Genomic DNA, 16,756 nt, shown 5'->3' with positions numbered 1-16,756 from the left:
CCGTCCTCCGGCAATCCGCACATTCCTTCAAAGCTGGTCCTTCGAGTGTGGCCAAGGAGCCTCAAGGTCCAATCAAGGGCAGGTAAGTATTCCGGCAAGACCGGGCAACACCAAGGCCAACACAAGGCCGCCCGCCCCGGAATGCCCGGTACTGCCACGACTTCGACCGTCGATGTCAGGTCCATGACATGCTTCACCGGCCCTAATACGGTAGAAGTAGAGGCATGCCTTCCATGCCCGAACCGCGCCGTGCCGTTGTGATTGAGGACGATCCGGACATCCGAGGCCTCCTTGTCCGGATCCTGGCCAAGCAGGGTTTCGAGGTCACCCACGCTGAAGCCGGCCTGCCAGGCGTGGAGGAGGTCCGCCGCGCCAAGCCGGATCTCATCACACTGGACGTGAACCTCCCGGACGTGGACGGGCTGGAAGTCTGCAAACTCCTCCGTGAATTCTCCGATGCCTTCATCGTGATGCTCACCGCCCGTGCCGACGAACTGGACAAGCTCACGGGCCTGGACAACGGCGCCGATGACTACATCAGCAAGCCATTCAGCCCGCGCGAACTCCAATCCAGGATCAACGCCCTGTTCCGCCGCCGGCAGCCGTCCGCCGCGGACACAGCCGTGGCGAGCGAACTGGAGCGCGCCACCGAGGTCCAGCAGAGCCTGCTGCCCCAGGAGGACGTCCGGGTGGACGGGTACGACGTCGCCGGCGTCTTCCGCCCCTCCCGCAGCGTCGGCGGTGACTTCTACGATTGGTACCGCACGCCGGAGGGCCTCCACCTGACGTTCGCCGATGCCATGGGCAAGGGCATGGGCGCCGCCCTCATCGCGGCCACCGTCCGGGCCGTCATGCGGTCCACGGGACAGCGCCAGGACCTGGACGCCGCCTTCGCCTCCGCCAGCACTACCATCGCGGCGGACCTGGATTCCTCCAACTCATTTGTCACCCTCTTCCACGCCCGCCTGGACGCCGCTTCCGGCGTCGTCAGCTATGTCGACGCCGGCCACGGACTGGCACTGCATGTCACCGCCGAGGGGTCGGCGCACCGTCTTCCCAGCGGCGGTCCGCCCGTGGGCGCCTGGGCCGGATCCGCCTGGCCGCAGTCCGCCGTCGGCCTGGCCCCGGGAGACTCCCTGGTGGTGGCCAGCGACGGCGTGCTGGACGTTTTTGACTCGGTGGAGCAATTCACCGAGGCGGTGCTCGCCGCAGCCCATGGCCAGGTTTCTGCGCAGTCCGCCAGCGACGCCATCATGGCACTGGCCCCTGCCGAAACCGCCGAGGATGACGTCACCGTAGTGGTGGTCCGCCGCCTGCCTGAGCCAGCCCCGGCATGACGCGCTTCTGCACCCGCCTGGTTGTGGTCCTGACGGTCATCTTCGGCCTGAACTATGTGGGCTGGCGCTGGACGTCGTCGCTGAACTGGGATGCCTGGTGGATCGCCGTGCCCCTGGTGCTGGCTGAGACCTACAGCCTGATCGACGTGATGCTGTTCGGGATGACCGTGTGGCAGCTCAAGATCCGCAAGGGAGCCCCCGCGCCGCCCCACGATGCCACGGTGGACGTCTTCATCACCACATACAACGAAGACCTGGACATGGTGATGACCACTGCCCTGGCGGCCCAGAAGATCCGGCACCCGCACAGCACCTGGATTCTCGACGACGGCGCCCGCCTCGAGCTGAAGGCCCTCGCCGAACAGCACGGGCTGGGTTATGTGACGCGGAGCGACGACTGGACCACCAACGTGCCGCGCCACGCCAAGGCCGGCAACCTGAACAACGCCCTGATGGTCACGCACGGCGAATTCCTGCTGATCCTGGACGCGGACCAGATCCCCGAACCGGACATCCTGGACAAGACCCTCGGCTATTTCAACAACCGCCGCGTGGCCCTGGTCCAGACCCCGCAGTACTTCAGCAACGTGCCCGCCCACGATCCCCTGGGAAGCCAGGCACCCCTGTTCTACGGCCCCATCCAGCAGGGCAAGGACGGCTGGAACGCGGCGTTCTTCTGCGGCTCCAATGCCATCCTGCGCCGCGAAGCACTGATGCAGCTGGGCCTGGTGGGCTACGTCAAGGAGACTGAAAAGAGCATCCGCCGCGCCCTCACGGCTTCCCGGTCCGCCATCCGCCAGGCGCGGAAATCCGCTGACATGGACACCCCGCTCGTAGCTGAAGTGCTGGACGCGGTGGAGGCCGCCACCCGCGAAGCACAGGAGCAGCTGGCGGCCGGACAGCCGTTGAGCGAGATCACGTACCGGGTCCGCCGGCGCGTGGACGCGGCCGTGCAGACGCTGGTCCAGGCTGACATGTCCGCGCTGCAGGCCGACCTCGAAGAGATCGCCGCCATGGAACTCGCCCATGTGGGTGATGCAGGCGTCCCCGTGGTGGCCGACGACGCCGTCCAGCGCATGTCGGCCCGTGACTGGTCGCCGCTCGGCGCGCTGGAATCCGTGCAGGCCGTCCTGGATGCCCTGAGCGTTGAGCGCAACGACGAAGCCCAGCCGGTCATGCCGCTGGCCACCATCTCCGTCACCGAGGACATGGCCACGGCAATGCGCATGCACGCCATGGGCTGGGAAAGCGTCTACCACCACGAGATCCTGGCCTATGGACTGGCGCCCGAGGACCTCAAGACCATGCTCACCCAGCGCCTCCGCTGGGCGCAGGGGACCATCCAGGTGCTGCTCCGCGAGAACCCGCTGGCCCAGAAGGGCCTGAAGATCGGCCAGCGGCTGATGTACTTCGCCACCATGTGGACCTACCTCAGCGGCTACGCGGCGATCATCTACTTCGCCGCCCCCATCATCTACCTGCTGCTGGGCGTCCTGCCCGTGGCCAGCCTCAGCTGGGACTTCTTCATCCGGTTCATCCCGTTCATGGTTGCAAACCAGCTGCTGTTCGTCGTCGCCGGCCGCGGTATTCCCACCTGGCGCGGCCAGCAGTACAGCCTCGCGCTGTTCCCCACTTGGATCAAGGCCTGTTCGACGGCGGCCCGGAACGTCTGGTTCGGCCGTCCCCTCGCGTTCGCCGTCACCCCGAAGTCCCGCCAGAGCGGCGGCCCCAGCTGGAGCCTCATCCGCCCCCAGATCGTGGTGACCGTGCTGCTGGCGGTGGCCGCCGTCGTCGGGATTATCCGCCTGACCGCGGGACTGGCGGAGCCGCTTGGCACGCTGGTGAACGTGGCCTGGGTTATTTTTGACCTGCTGATCATGAGCGTCCTGGTCCGGGCTGTTTTGTACAAGGGGTACGTACCCGCTGGGGACGTCGAGGCTGGAGAGAGGAAACCGGATGGAGTTTAGTTATGAGGTCAAGGATTCGTATGCGGAGGTCAAGGCGGACGGGCGGCTGAACATGGTGTCGGCGCCCAAGCTGCGCGAATTCGTCACCGATGTGATCGCCGGCGGTTCCTCGCGGATCGTGGTGAACCTGGAGAACACGGCGTTTATGGATTCCTCCGGCCTCGGCGCGCTGATCGGCTGCCTCAAGGCCGCCCGTCAGGCCGGCGGGGACCTGCGCATCGCCGCCGTCCAGCCGCAGGTCAAAATGGTTCTTGAGCTGACCAGCATGGACCGGGTGTTGACTGCCTACGCCTCCGCCGACGAGGCGTTCAGCAATGACTGAGGTCCTGGCCCGGCGGACGTTCCGGGGACTGTCCGCTGCTGAGTCCATCGACTCGGTCCACAACGAACTGGACAAACTCTGGGAGGACGCCCCGTTCGTCCAGGCCATGGACCAGATGACCTTCACCACGGCGGTGATCGAGTCCGCGTCCAACATCGTCCAGCACGCGCGGCCGGCCAAGGCGCAGAAACCCGTGGAGCTGGGAGTGGACATCAGCGTCCAGCCCACGCTCCTGCAGGCCCGGGTCAGTGCGTTCTTCGCCAAGCCGCCGTTCGGCCCCCTGGTACCGGGAGCCCCGGACGACGATTCCGAGTCCGGCCGCGGCCTGGCGCTCATCGAGGCGCTCGTCACCACCGTGACCTTCGAACGGCAGGACGGCACCAACACCTGGATCCTGTCCCGGACGTCACAGCCCTGACCCCTCCTCCCCCTCCGTTGCTCTATCACCTACGGTTCCCATTCCGCTGTTTTGGCAGCTGTACGTGATAGAGCAACGGCAATGGTGAGTAGGCTAGAGGGCATGGCTTTTGAAGAAACCCCCGCTGAACGCCGCGAGGTCACCGTCCGCCGGGCACCGAAATATGTGCCGTTCCTCATCCTCGGCGCCCTGGTGGGCGCAGCGGTGGCTGCCGCCGTCGCATACGGTCTCCCCGGTGACGAATCCTTCGAGCGCGGCTCGGTGTTCGGTTTCTTCCTGGTGATGTTCGGCGCCGGCGGCGCGGTGCTGGGCGCCGTAGTGGCCCTGCTGCTGGACCGGCGGAGCGTCAAGCGCCAGAAACGCGCCATCGTGGAAGCCGTCCCTGATTCAGAGCCCGACGACGGCGCGCAGCCCTAGGTTCCAAACACCGTCGTCCGGCCTCCGGGCACAGTCACAATGGCCGCAGCGGAAAAGTCTTACCCCATCTCGTGAGATAATCGACCAGTGGCACGCGGCGATGGAAAACTTTCTCATGATCTTCTCCCTGGCGAAAAGGGACCTCAGGACGCTTGTGGCGTTTTCGGGGTCTGGGCACCAGGTGAAGAAGTAGCAAAACTAACCTATTACGGGCTGTATGCATTGCAGCACCGCGGTCAGGAGTCGGCTGGTATAGCTACCAGTGACGGCAAGCGGATCAACGTCTACAAGGACATGGGCCTCGTATCCCAGGTCTTCGACGAGACCACGCTGAACACCCTGACCGGGCACCTGGCGGTGGGACACTGCCGCTACTCCACCACCGGAGCCAGCCACTGGGCCAACGCCCAGCCCACCCTCGGCGCCACCAGCACCGGCACGGTTGCCCTGGCGCACAACGGCAACCTGACCAACACGGCCGAGCTCAACGCCATGATCATGGAACGCAACGGCGGCCAGCTCAGCGGCGAAATGAAGCAGGGCAACACCTCGGACACCGCCCTGGTCACGGCATTGCTTGAAGGCGAGGAGGGCAAGACCCTCGAACAGACCGCCATGGAGCTGCTGCCGAAGATCAAGGGCGGCTTCTGTTTCGTGTTTATGGACGAAGGCACCCTCTACGCAGCTCGCGACACCTACGGAATCCGCCCGCTGGTCCTCGGCCGGCTGGAGCGCGGCTGGGTGGTTGCCTCCGAGCAGTCAGCCCTGGCCACCGTGGGCGCCAGCTTCATCCGTGAAATCGAGCCGGGCGAATTCATCGCCATCGATGAGGACGGCGTTCGTTCCAAGCGCTTCGCGGAGGCGACGCCGGCCGGCTGCGTTTTCGAATACGTTTACCTCGCCCGTCCGGACGCCGCCATCGCGGGACGCTCCGTGTACGAGTCCCGCGTGGAGATGGGCCGCCAGCTGGCCCGCGAAAACACCCAGGACGCGGACATCGTCATCCCGGTCCCGGAGTCCGGCACCCCCGCGGCCGTGGGCTACGCCGAGGAATCCGGCATCCCGTTTGCGCATGGCTTCGTCAAGAACTCCTACGTGGGCCGCACGTTCATCCAGCCCTCGCAGACCCTGCGCCAGCTGGGCATCCGGCTCAAGCTGAACGCCCTTGAGTCCGTGATCCGTGGCAAGCGCGTCGTGGTGGTGGATGACTCGATAGTCCGCGGCAACACCCAGCGTGCCATCGTGCGGATGCTCCGCGAGGCCGGCGCCGCGTCCGTCCACATCAAAATCTCCTCCCCGCCGGTCAAATGGCCGTGCTTCTACGGCATCGACTTCGCTTCCCGCGCGGAACTGATTGCCAACGGCGCCACCATCGAGGAAATCTCCCAGGCCATCGGCGCCGATTCCCTGGCGTACATTTCCGAAGACGGCATGATCAACGCCACCAGGCAGCCGCGCGAGCGTCTCTGCACCGCCTGCTTCACCGGCACGTACCCCATCGAGCTCCCGGGCGCGGACAAACTGGGCAAGAACCTGCTGGAGCGTACCGACCTCGGCGGCCTCACGCCGTCGCCCTCTGCCCTCCCCGGCGCAACGGCGGCTCTTGCGATCGACGCCGAGGAGGACCCGGCGGAGAAGGCCGGCGCCACCGGCTGCGATCCGGGACCGGACGCCGAGTTCGAGAACCTGCTCACCGAAGAAGACCACGTGCCCGCGATCCGCCACGAAGCCACCACCCCCGGCGCTGAAAAGAAAGAGTCCGTATGACTTCCGCAACCCCCGCCGCCGGCAACAGCCCACTGAGCCCCGCAGGCATCACGTACGCCTCCGCCGGTGTTGACGTTGAAGCCGGCGACCGCGCCGTGGAGCTGATGAAGGGTGCCGTGAAGGCCACCCACAATTCCTCCGTCATCGGCGGTGTGGGCGGCTTCGCCGGCCTGTACGACGTCTCGCGCCTGCTGACCTTCAAGCGCCCGCTGCTGGCCACGTCCACCGACGGCGTGGGCACCAAGGTTGCCATCGCCCAGGCCATGGACATCCACGACACCATCGGCTTTGACCTGGTGGGCATGGTGGTTGACGACATCGTTGTAGTGGGCGCCGAGCCGCTCTTTATGACCGACTACATCGCCTGCGGCAAGGTTGTCCCGGAGCGTATCGCGGACATCGTCCGTGGCATCGCCGCGGCCTGCTCCGTGGCCGGCACCGCCCTGGTGGGCGGCGAAACCGCCGAGCACCCCGGCCTGCTGGGCGAGCACGAATACGATGTTGCCGGTGCCGCCACCGGTGTTGTCGAGGCCTCCGACCTGCTGGGCCCGGACCGCGTCCGCGCCGGCGACGTTGTGATCGGCATGGCCTCCTCCGGCCTGCATTCCAACGGCTACTCCCTGGTCCGCCGCGTCATCAACCACGCCGGCTGGGCACTGGACCGCCAGGTCTCCGAACTCGGCCGCACGCTGGGCGAGGAACTGCTGGAACCCACCCGCGTCTACGCTGCAGACTGTCTGGACCTTGCCCGCGCCTTCCCGGTGAACAGCGCCAACGCCGTGCACGGCTTCAGCCACGTCACCGGCGGCGGCCTGGCCGCCAACCTGGCCCGCGTGCTGCCGCAGGGCCTCGTGGCCACCGTGGACCGCGCCACCTGGGAGCTGCCGGCCATCTTCAAGCTGGTCTCCGAGCTGGGCAACGTCCCGCTGGCCGACCTGGAGCGCACGCTGAACCTCGGCGTGGGCATGGTGGCCATCGTGTCCGCCGAAGCCGCCGACGCCGCCGTGGCCCGCCTCAACGACCGCGGTGTGCCGTCCTGGATCATGGGCACCGTCACCGCGGACTCGGATTCCATCCTCAAGACCGGTCCGGACTACGTCCAGGGCGCCAAGGGTGTGGACGGCGGCGCCGTCCGCCTGGTCAACGCCTACGCATAAAACCAATCCCCGGTTGCCCTGCACCGCCAATCGGCGGCTGTAGGGCATCCGTGTTTTAAACCTCCAGCAGGCTGAACTCACCGCCCTGCGGGTCCCGGAGGGTGGCCGTGGCGCCGGGCGTATCGTCGTCATCCGGCTCCGGCGCGATCAGCACTTCCGCCCCCGCCGCCACGGCCTTCCGCACGGCCTCGGCCACGTCGGTGACGCCGAAGTAGATCTGCCACCTGGCAGGCGCCTCGGCCGCGACGATCCCGGCCACCTCCGCGCCGTTCACCATCAGCGTGCTGTACGTCCCGCCGTCGTCCTGGGGATACTCGGTCACCTCGTGGCCGAACAGCTGCTGGAAGAACCCGACGGCGGCCCGCGGCTCGGGCGTCAGCAGTTCCGTCCAGGACAGCGCACCGGCCTCGTTGTACCGGCCGGAGCCCGTGTGCGTTCCGGGCTGCCACACGCCGGTGGTCCCGCCGCCTGGAGGATCCACAAACACCATCACGCCGGTGTCCGCCACTTCCTCGGGGCCGAACTGCACTTCGCCGCCGGCGTGGGGAACTTCCTCGGCCAGCGCACCGGCGTCCTCGGCCGCGAAGTAGATGTTCCATTGGGCGTGGGTGCCGAGAGATTCCTGATGCGGGTTCTGCGGCGCCACCACGGCCACCAGGTCCTCCCCCACGAACGCCTGGGCATAGCTGCGGCCATCGGGCGTGGGGAGGTCCTTGAAGGTCCACCCGAACACCGCCGCGTAGAAGGCCTTGGCTGCTTCCACGTCCCGGGTCTGGACGTCAGCCCAGCACGGTTCACCGTGGCGGTAGCTGGGGGATGAGGAGTTTCCTGGCATGGGAGGTCCTTTCGCGGGCGGCACACGCATCAACGCCTCCAGTCAACACCAAAAAGCCCGCCGCCGGCACCGGGTTCCGGCGCAGGCAACGGGCCTGATAACTGAGGCCAGCACCGAGGGTCCGCTGGGATCCGGGGTGCTGAAAAGAAGCGCTGTACTAACGAACGGCGTCCGAACGTACTGCAGCGTCGCGGGGCCGGGCGCCTTGCGGCGGGGCCGGCGTGCAACAACTAGCCGATCCGACGGGTGTGTACCTCGTCGTCGTCTTCTTCCAAATCGTCCGCGTACTTATCCACATAAGCCGAATAGTCCGGTTCAACCGGGTCATTCGCGAAATGGCTCGTGGCACGACCTTCAGGACCTTTGAGCTCTCGCTGAAGGGCCGAATAGTCAGTGTTCGGGGAATAGTACTTAATATCCCGAGCCTGCTTGGTAGCTTTTGCCTTTTGACGGCCGCGCCCCATGGCGTGACCCCCTTTTGTACTCGGACCGGAGGTGGTCACCTTGGCTATCGGTGAGGCCCCGGAATGTTTGGTCAATTTGTCGTAACACCTAGATTACATGCTTTCCGCGCAGGGTGCGCCCCGGCCCGTGCGCGCGGACGCCATGTCGGGTACCCTTTCCGCCGCGACGCGCACGGTTCCCGGCTTTTTTGTTGGATAGAGTCTCTTCATCAGCTGCCGATCCGGGTGCCCGGAGAATCCAGCATCCCGAGGCGAAACCCAGGAGGGGTATCCGGATGGACAACCAGGAACCGCGCCCCGTCCCGCCCAAACCTGCCGCTCAGCCCACCGCCGGATTGCCGCAGGTGGCTGTTCCGGCAACTGCGGTGGAGCCCCCGGCGCGGAAGCCGCGGCGGGTCGCATCCACGCTCCTGAAGACTGTCTTCGTGGTGGTTCTGCTCGGTGTGGTGGGAGGCCTGGTGTGGCTCGCCGTGTGGCTGGATTCCAGGGCACCGGAAACGACCGGCGACGGCGGCTCCGTGATCGTGGAAACCTCACCCACTCCCCTGGCCACGCCGCTCCCCCTCCCCCGTGAGGGTGTGGAGCCGCCGGGCTACCGGCTGGGCGACTGCTTCAAGGATTTTGACGCCGAGGCTTTGCGGTCAACGGTGGTGGCCTGCGATACAGGCCACTCAGCCCAGCTTGTGGCCGTTTTCCGCTACCCCGCCGTCGGCTCCTATCCGGGCCGGGAGGCCCTCGCCGCCAAGGCCCTGGAGGCCTGCCAGGCGGCGAAGCTGGGACCGGCAGCGAACGAGTACACGCTGAACTTCCAGCGGGCCTACCCCAGCAGCACCAGTTGGGAATCAGGCGACCGGCGCGTGGACTGCTACGTCACGGCCGACGGCGGGAACGTCATCAACGCCAGCGCACTGCCCTAAACACGCTGCGTCAGTTGATGTCTGACGGGTGCTTGGCCAGGGGCGTGACCGAAATGTCCATGTACGGGAACAGCGGCAGGCCCGAGAGCATGGTGTGCAGTTCGTCGTTGCTTTCGGCATCAAAGACCGAGTAGTTGGAGTACTCGCCTACAACCCGCCAGATGTGACGCCATTTGCCCTGCTGCTGCAGGTCCTGGGAATAGTCCTTTTCCACCGCCTTAATGGCGGCCGCCTCCTCAGAAGGCATGACAGCGGGAAGGTTGACGTCCATGCGTACCAGGAACAGCATTGTTTCTCTTTTCTTGTTGGAAGGGCTTTAGCCCAGGTAGCCCCAGAGCAGGATGGCAGCGATGTAGATGATGCCGACCCAGAACATCATGATCACGGTGTAACCCATAATGTCCTTGAGCTTGAGCTTTGACAGGGCCAGGGCGGGAAGGATCCAGAAGGGTTGGACCAGGTCGTTCCACGCGTTGCCCAGCATGACGGACATGGCCGTCTGGGCCTGCGAGGCGCCGATGGCGTTCGCCGCGTCGATCATAAAGGGCCCCTGGATCATCCAGTGGCCGCCGCCGGACGGGGCGAAGAAGTTGATCAGGAAGGAACTGATCAGTCCCCAGAACGGCAGGGTCTCAGGGGTGGAGATGCTGGTGAAGACGCCGGAGATGGTGACCACCAGGCCCGACGCGGCCATGATCGCCATGATGCCCGCGTAGAAGGGGAACTGCAGGATGATGCCGGAGATCGTCTTGATGCCCTCGTTGAGCTGCCGGAGGTAGGCGTTGGGGGTGCCCAGCAGCAGGATGCCGAGGAACAGGATGAAGAAGTTGATGAGGTTCAGGTCAACGCCGCCGCCCCGGACGAAGTGCACCACCACGTAGGCCATGCCCAGCGCGCCGATTGCCATGGCAAGGATCCGGCTGTTGTTGAGCTTGGAGGCGAAGGTGTCGGCGTCCACGTCCACCGCAGCGGCTTTGGTGGGTTCGGAGAAGTGGAGCGAGCGGTCGATTTCCCTGACCGGCTGGCCGGGCTTGGGGTGGAGCATGGCGTTCAGCAGCGGCAAGGTCACCAGGACCACGACGGCGGTGATCACCATGGGGAGCGAGAAGATGGTCTCGGCCAGCGGGATAAGGCCCATCTGCTTTTCCATGGGGTGGCCCGGCGTCGAAATGACCATGGGAATGGTGGCGGAGAGCCCCAGTCCGTACATGGTGAATCCGCTGTAGGCGGCGGCAATGATCAGCGGGTAGTGGACGCCCTTGACGTGCAGGGCGAGCTTCTTGGCGATGATTCCACCGATGACCAGGCCGAATCCCCAGTTGAGGTAGGACCCCACCGAGCCCACGAGTGTCGCCACGATGACAGCCGTCCGCGGGGTTTCCACGTGGCTGACGATCGCGTTGAGGAGACGCTCCACCACCGGGGCGTTGGCCAGGACGTAGCCCATGGCCAGGATGACGGCCATCTGGGTGGTGAAGGCGAGCAGGGACCAGAATCCGGTGCCCCATGCTGCCGTGACGTCGTCGATGCTCTGGCCTTCGATCACAACGGCGAGGATGACCGTCAGGATGGTCAGGATGATGGCGAAGACAAAGGGGTCCGGCAGGTAGCGCCGCATCAGCTCGGTGAAAAAGCCGGTCACCTTTTGCATGCCGACGGCGCGCTTGGCGACTGGGAGTTCGGCCCTGTCCATAGTTTTGGTCATGATGTTCCTCATTGAATTGAACGAAATTTCGTGGCGCTCGGCAGGTTCACTGGAGTGCCTGCAAGCCGGCCGCGGGAGGGTGCGAAGGAGCTTGCGGCGGAGTGGCCACCATGGGCCGCATCACACCCTGGAGTTACCTGGCGCACACTCAAGATCGCAGAATGGGCCGATAAGTGTCCAATAAACTTTCCTTAAGGAACCGATCACGAAACCCTTATGAATGGCTGGCCAAATGCACCTGAAGTACCTCCGCGCGTTTGCAGTCCTCGCCGAGGAACTGCACTTCGGCCGCGCCGCGGAGCGGCTGGCCGTGGCTCAACCGCAGCTCAGCGTGTGGATCCGCAGGCTGGAACAGGATCTCGGCGTCGTACTTTTTGACCGCACTTCCCGGACGGTCCGCCTGACCGATGCGGGGCACGCAGTCCATGGGCCCATCCTGAAGACGCTCGAAAGTGCCAGCCTCATCGAGCGCGCTGCGATGCTGGGCAGCTCCGCCGTGGTGGGGCAGGTGGTGGTGGGTTATGCGGGCGCCAGCAGCCGGGACGTGATCCCGCCGCTGGCCAAGGCCGTGCGGGCTGCCGAGCCGGGCATCGAGCTGAAGCTCAAGTCGCTGGTGTACGGCGGCCTGGCGCCGGCCCAGGTGTCCACCGGTGCCATCGACATCGGGTTCGCGCGCCTGCCGGTGCGGGACAAGGACGTTCTGGCGCGGGTGTTCGCCTACGAACGCATCCTGGTTGCCCTGCCCGAGGACCACCCGCTGGCGGGTGCAGAGACTGTGGCACTGAAGGATCTCGCCAAGGAGCCCTTTGTGGCGTTCCCGGCAACCGTCGGCTCGAACCTCCGGGACGCCACCACGCGGCTGGCCCTCGAAGCGGGATTCTCACCGCGGGTGATGCAGGAGGCGCCCGACTCCTACGCCGTCCTGAGCCTCGTGGCCGCGGGGGTGGGCGTTTCGCTCACACTGTCTTCGGTCACGCACATCAATCCGCCGGGACTGGTCTACCGGGAGCTGGCCGGGCCGCCGACCTACTTGGCCGTGGCGGTGGTGTGGCGGGACCAGGGCGTTGGCCGCGCCACCCAGGCAGTGCTGGACATCTTCGAGCAGATCATGCCGACGCCGGCCTACCCGCCGGGGCGCATCCTCAGCTGACGCTGCGCGTATAACCGCCGGCCGGCACCGTCCGGGAAATTACGAACTGACCTGGGATGATGCGGCGGCCGCGGCTACGTGGAGTGGGTTTTGGGGTTCCCGTCCAAGGATGCCGGTGATGTCAGTGCCTGTCTCCTCAAGGAATCCGTGGCTTGCGGCGGAATGGATGGAGAGCAGCATCGGAGGCTGGAAGGGCAGCAGCGCCGTCGAGTCCAGGGCCTGCCGCAGTCCAGTGAGTGTGCCCGGCCGGTACTCCGCGCCCAACGTGTCAGCGAGGTCCTGCGCTGTGATGGCACAGCTGCCGACAAGATTGTAGATTTTCCCTTGGTGCTTTTCGGGGGTCCCGGCGATGATTGCCGCTGCTTCTGCAAGATCAATGCGGGCCACCGCCGCGACGCTGCCCTGCCCGAACGGGGCCGAGATAACCCCGTCCCGCGGAGTGAGAAGCTGGCCGATCAGTTCGGCGTAGAGTCCGTTCCTCAAAATGGTCCATTGCACCGTTCCGTTTTGCAGACGGCGCTCTGTCCAGCGATGAGCCAGCGCGAATCCCAGATGGTCGCCGGCGTCGGTGAGGCTGGTGTACACGATGCTGCTCACCCCATCGCGTTCGGCCGCCGTGATGGCGTTCTCATGACGCCTAATGACGACGTCGTCTTCTTCAGTTCCAGCCGACACCAGGACAAGTGTCTCCACACCATCGAAGGAAATCGTCTCAGGGACGTCGAAGTCCAGGGCCCGGAACGGCCCACTGCCGGTGGGATTGCGCGTTGCTCCGGTGGCGGACGCACCCGCCTCCGCGAGGTGTCCAAGGATCGCGGTGGCAAGGTGGCCGGAGGCTCCGGTAACAAGAATCATGGACATGCTCATTTCACTGGTACGCATGTTGACCCTCACGGTGAGGCGCCTCGAACCGGACGGCCTTCTCACACGGACGGTTTATCCGACTGTCCCTGCACAGGTCACGTATGAACTGACCGAACGCGGAAGCAGCCTCACGCTGCTGGTCAAACAGCTCGCAGATTGGTCCTTGGACCACAAAGACGCCATCGGAGCGTCACGCAATCTTTACGACCTGCAGAACCCTGACCAGCAGATCCGCTAAGTAGTGCCGTTCCGGACCTCACCGAAAACGTGCCAAGGACCTGTTCGAAGTGCGCTCAGCCGGCGACCCGAATGTCCACCCGGTGAACGCTGTCCTAAACCTCGGCGACCTGGGTAAAGGGAGGGTCATTCCGCACATACGCTGTAGCCGTGAATACGCGATCCAGACCCCGTCAGCACCGTTCCACCGCCCTGCTCACCCTCGCAGGCCTGGCACTTACCGCGTCGTTAGTCTCCGGTCCGGCTGCCCTGGCGGCTCCGGCCGGTTCCGGCTCGGCGATCAGCGCCGGGCCCCGTGTCGGCGCGGGCGAGGACACGACGCATGAGCTGGCCCCGGGCCTGACGCACACCATCTTGAAGCTGGGCGACCGCTCGGCGGTCTACCCCTGGACCGTCCAGCTCACGCTGCCGTCGGGGGACCCGGGGGTCAAAGATTCCAACGTCTCCACCCAGGAAATCGCCGAGGGGGTCAACGCGCAGCTGCGCGAGACGGGCCTGGACGCGCGCACCGAAAGGGTCGACTCCCTGATTCTGGCCGACGCCGGCGGGTACCTCGGCCACCGGGTGCGCGTAGGCGCGTTCGCGGCCCAAAAAGATGCGACGTCGGTACTGGCCGCTGTCAAGACGGCAGGCTATGGAGCGGGCACCTGGTACACGGGCTGGGATGGGGACTCTGCCCGCGTCGACCAGGCCGACGGGCCACTCGACGTCCAGGTCCTGACCGTGGACCCCCGGACCTTCCGCGGCGAGGTGGAAGCTACCTTCGGGCAGGACATCGAGTCCACCGAGACGACCTCCGCCATGGCCCAGGATTCCCTGGCTGGGGTGAACGCCGGCTTCTTCGTCTTTGGCCCCGAGCATGGCGCCCCAGGCGATCCGGCCGGCGCCGGGGCCTACGACGGGCGGATTCTTAGCGAGACGGTCGGGCAGCGCCCGGCCCTGGTCATCGACCACCGCTACGGCCGCGCGAGGGTGGAGCGCTTGACCTGGGACGGATCGATCTCCAGCGGCGCCTTGGAAATCGGGCTCGACGGACTCAACCGGGTGCCCGGGTTGATCCGCAACTGTGGCGGGGTGGGCGATTCCCCCACCGACGCCCCGATGCACGACGTCACGTGCAACGACGCCGACGAGACGATCGCTTTCACCGCCGACTTCGGCCCCGCCACGCCGTCGGGGTCCGGCAGGGAACTCGTGCTCGATCCCCTGGGCAAGATTTTGGAGGTCAAGACGTCCCGAGGCACTGTCCTGGCAGAGGGCCAGACCTCCGTCCAGGCCACCGGGTCCAATGCCGAGGAGCTTTCACAGTTCGCGGCTTCAACCCGGTACGTGGACGTCACCAACCGCTACCTCGACGAGGACGGGCACGTCCTGCGGATGACGCCCCACACGCAGGTGCTCAACGGCGGGCCGATGCTGGTCCAGGACGGGCAGGTTCACGTGAGCGCCGCCCGCGACGGGATGGTGCATCAGGACAACCCTGGCATGTTCTACGGCTGGGTCCACCAGCGCAACCCCCGCACCCTCGCCGGCATCGATGACCAGGGCCGGCTGGTGCTGATCACCGCCGACGGCCGCCAGACGGGATCCGTGGGGCTGAGCATCGCCGAAACGGCCCAGCTGGCCACCGAGTTGGGCCTGCGAGATGCCATCAACCTCGACGGCGGCGGATCTACCGCCATGGTGGTCGGCGGCCAGCTAACGAATTCCCCGTCCGGCGGCACGGAACGGGCCGTCGGAGATGCCATTGTGATCCGTAAGCGCGTGGCGTGAAAGCAGAACTCCCCGGAAAAGTCTGAGGGAATCCTCCTATTTCCTTCGATCCAAACGCAGCAATGTATTCAGCCGCGGACTCGGACAAACGCGCCCCGACCTCTGTATCCATCATGCCGCCACCCTATGCAGGAGTACTTGAGGCTTTGGGGGCCTGAACGGAACGCCAGGACACCAATCACAGAGCACAGAGCACAGAGCATCGCTCTGCGGCTAGCCTGATCGGATGAAGAAGCTGGCTGTCGTCACTGGCGCTAACCGAGGGCTGGGCCTGTCCCTCGTGAATGAATTCTCGGAGGGCGGCTGGAGCGTCATCGCCCTCACGCGTTCACGGGAGCCAGACGCCGTAGCCGCTCCGTCCGACGTCGTAACCGTGCGGCACGATGTTCGATCCAACGATGCCTCAGAGCTTCTGGACGTCCTGGATGGCCGCCCCGTCGATCTGCTGATCAACAACGCGGCCCAAGGAGCGCCCCACGGTGAACTGGGATCGATTCCAGCCGAGGGGGTTCTGAACGCGGTCGATGTAAATGCCGCGGGTCCGTTGCGACTGGTGCAGTTCCTGTTGCCAAACCTGCTGGCGGCGCCTGATCCGATCGTCGTCAACGTGACCTCACGCCTGGGCTCCCTGTCGGCCCAGGCCAGCGGTACGTTCGCGGACCTGTCAACAAGTTATGCCTACAAGATGTCCAAGGCGGCGCAGAACATGCTGACCATCGCGTTGGCTCAGGACCTTCAGGGGCGGGTCCGCTGCTGGGCAGTGCACCCTGGGAAACTGGCCACGGACATGGGACAGGCTGACGCATCCAAGGATCCTCGCACTGCTGCTGCGCAACTGAGAGAACTCGTCGACTCTGGCGACCGCACCTCGCCCCGGTTCTGTTCGCTCGGGGAACGGGACCTCCCTTGGTAGCTAAAGTAGGCGGATGCTCATCATTCGACAGGCAAACACCGCTGATACGCCCAGCCTCATCCGTCTGCGGGCCGCGTGGGTTGCAGAGCAAATAGGGGAATCGACCGAGGATCCGGACTTCGAGAGTGACTACCGAGCCTGGCAGGAAAATAACGCGCGCACCATGTTCGTCGCAGATCTGGACGGCACGCTTATCGGAATGCTGAATCTCATGGTCTTTGAGCGGATGCCTAAACCCGGCAAGAAGTCGACCTGTTGGGTGTATCTCGGGAACGCCTTCGTCGCTGCCGACTATCGCAACTGCGGAGTGGGAGGCCAGCTATTGGAGGCGGCGATTCAGTTCTCACAGAGCATTAAGGCAGCACGGATCGTCCTGTCCCCCTCAGCCGAATCAAAGACCTTCTATGCCAAGTACGGGTTTGCTCCGGCCGAGGAACTGCTCGTCAAACGCTTCGAGTACGAGAGTTAGAAACGCCTTGCCGGTGTAGATACCTGATGTCGCATCTGCGCACA

The 16,756-nt window shown here is 65.5% G+C and carries 18 protein-coding genes; 13 read left to right on the top strand and 5 right to left on the bottom strand.

Annotated elements, in window-relative coordinates; all coding sequences use genetic code 11:
- Window positions 1-224 precede the first annotated feature (224 nt).
- The 7 genes from AU252_RS12310 (at window position 225) to purM (ending at window position 7,385) form a co-directional block, all read left to right on the top strand.
- Complete coding sequence (locus tag AU252_RS12310) at window positions 225-1,337, top strand: PP2C family protein-serine/threonine phosphatase (RefSeq protein WP_058930968.1); 1,113 nt, start codon at window positions 225-227, stop codon at window positions 1,335-1,337.
- The gene (locus AU252_RS12305; protein WP_058930967.1) at window positions 1,334-3,304 is read left to right on the top strand and encodes a glycosyltransferase family 2 protein; all 1,971 of its coding nucleotides are present in this window, start codon (window positions 1,334-1,336) and stop codon (window positions 3,302-3,304) included. The genes AU252_RS12310 and AU252_RS12305 overlap by 4 nt, the downstream gene beginning before the upstream one ends.
- Window positions 3,294-3,626, top strand: coding sequence for an STAS domain-containing protein (locus tag AU252_RS12300; protein ID WP_058930966.1), 333 nt, complete (start codon window positions 3,294-3,296; stop codon window positions 3,624-3,626). Before AU252_RS12305 ends, AU252_RS12300 begins: the two co-directional genes overlap by 11 nt.
- Window positions 3,619-4,044: an ATP-binding protein gene (locus tag AU252_RS12295; protein ID WP_058930965.1), complete on the top strand. Its 426-nt coding sequence runs from the start codon at window positions 3,619-3,621 to the stop codon at window positions 4,042-4,044. The genes AU252_RS12300 and AU252_RS12295 overlap by 8 nt, the downstream gene beginning before the upstream one ends.
- Window positions 4,045-4,146: 102 nt before the next feature.
- A complete protein-coding gene (locus AU252_RS12290) occupies window positions 4,147-4,461 on the top strand; it encodes a hypothetical protein (protein WP_058930964.1) in 315 nt (104 codons plus the stop codon).
- Window positions 4,462-4,548: 87 nt separating this feature from the next.
- Window positions 4,549-6,228, top strand: coding sequence for an amidophosphoribosyltransferase (purF, locus tag AU252_RS12285; protein ID WP_058930963.1), 1,680 nt, complete (start codon window positions 4,549-4,551; stop codon window positions 6,226-6,228).
- Window positions 6,225-7,385, top strand: coding sequence for a phosphoribosylformylglycinamidine cyclo-ligase (gene purM / locus AU252_RS12280; protein WP_058930962.1), 1,161 nt, complete (start codon window positions 6,225-6,227; stop codon window positions 7,383-7,385). The genes purF and purM overlap by 4 nt, the downstream gene beginning before the upstream one ends.
- A gap of 55 nt (window positions 7,386-7,440) precedes the next feature.
- Here the strand turns inward: purM and AU252_RS12275 are convergent, their stop codons facing one another.
- Complete coding sequence (locus AU252_RS12275; RefSeq protein WP_058930961.1) at window positions 7,441-8,220, bottom strand: VOC family protein; 780 nt, start codon at window positions 8,218-8,220, stop codon at window positions 7,441-7,443.
- A 230-nt stretch (window positions 8,221-8,450) separates the two neighbouring features.
- Window positions 8,451-8,684 carry a DUF3073 domain-containing protein gene (locus AU252_RS23190; RefSeq protein WP_056341155.1) on the bottom strand — a complete coding sequence of 78 codons (234 nt, stop codon included), beginning with the start codon at window positions 8,682-8,684 and terminating at the stop codon, window positions 8,451-8,453.
- Between the two features lie 275 nt (window positions 8,685-8,959).
- Here AU252_RS23190 and AU252_RS12270 point away from each other — a divergent pair, with 275 nt between their 5' ends.
- Window positions 8,960-9,601: a septum formation family protein gene (locus tag AU252_RS12270; RefSeq protein ID WP_058930960.1), complete on the top strand. Its 642-nt coding sequence runs from the start codon at window positions 8,960-8,962 to the stop codon at window positions 9,599-9,601.
- A gap of 10 nt (window positions 9,602-9,611) precedes the next feature.
- Here the strand turns inward: AU252_RS12270 and catC are convergent, their stop codons facing one another.
- Together catC and AU252_RS12260 are read right to left on the bottom strand one after the other, a co-directional pair.
- Window positions 9,612-9,890: a muconolactone Delta-isomerase gene (catC, locus tag AU252_RS12265; RefSeq protein ID WP_058930959.1), complete on the bottom strand. Its 279-nt coding sequence runs from the start codon at window positions 9,888-9,890 to the stop codon at window positions 9,612-9,614.
- Between the two features lie 27 nt (window positions 9,891-9,917).
- Entirely contained in the window at window positions 9,918-11,306 is a 1,389-nt protein-coding gene (locus AU252_RS12260; protein ID WP_205630566.1) for a short-chain fatty acid transporter, read from the bottom strand.
- Window positions 11,307-11,526: 220 nt separating this feature from the next.
- Between AU252_RS12260 and AU252_RS12255 the strand changes: the two genes are divergently transcribed.
- The gene (locus AU252_RS12255; RefSeq protein ID WP_205630565.1) at window positions 11,527-12,456 is read left to right on the top strand and encodes a LysR family transcriptional regulator; all 930 of its coding nucleotides are present in this window, start codon (window positions 11,527-11,529) and stop codon (window positions 12,454-12,456) included.
- Between the two features lie 39 nt (window positions 12,457-12,495).
- Here AU252_RS12255 and AU252_RS12250 read toward each other — a convergent pair whose 3' ends face one another.
- A complete protein-coding gene (locus AU252_RS12250; RefSeq protein ID WP_058932905.1) occupies window positions 12,496-13,311 on the bottom strand; it encodes a hypothetical protein in 816 nt (271 codons plus the stop codon).
- A gap of 4 nt (window positions 13,312-13,315) precedes the next feature.
- Between AU252_RS12250 and AU252_RS23605 the strand changes: the two genes are divergently transcribed.
- The 4 genes from AU252_RS23605 (at window position 13,316) to AU252_RS12230 (ending at window position 16,712) form a co-directional block, all read left to right on the top strand.
- Window positions 13,316-13,558, top strand: coding sequence for a winged helix-turn-helix transcriptional regulator (locus AU252_RS23605; RefSeq protein WP_058930957.1), 243 nt, complete (start codon window positions 13,316-13,318; stop codon window positions 13,556-13,558).
- Window positions 13,559-13,707: 149 nt separating this feature from the next.
- Window positions 13,708-15,330, top strand: a complete 1,623-nt coding sequence (locus AU252_RS12240) for a phosphodiester glycosidase family protein (RefSeq protein ID WP_058930956.1) — start codon at window positions 13,708-13,710, stop codon at window positions 15,328-15,330.
- 226 nt (window positions 15,331-15,556) lie between these two features.
- Entirely contained in the window at window positions 15,557-16,243 is a 687-nt protein-coding gene (locus tag AU252_RS12235; RefSeq protein ID WP_058930955.1) for an SDR family NAD(P)-dependent oxidoreductase, read from the top strand.
- Between the two features lie 13 nt (window positions 16,244-16,256).
- A complete protein-coding gene (locus tag AU252_RS12230; RefSeq protein ID WP_058930954.1) occupies window positions 16,257-16,712 on the top strand; it encodes a GNAT family N-acetyltransferase in 456 nt (151 codons plus the stop codon).
- Window positions 16,713-16,756 lie beyond the last annotated feature (44 nt).

The organism is Pseudarthrobacter sulfonivorans (assembly GCF_001484605.1).
GTDB classification, from domain to species: domain Bacteria; phylum Actinomycetota; class Actinomycetes; order Actinomycetales; family Micrococcaceae; genus Arthrobacter; species Arthrobacter sulfonivorans_A.
Note: the sequence above shows the minus strand (reverse complement) of the source record. Positions and strands in the feature narration are given on the sequence as shown.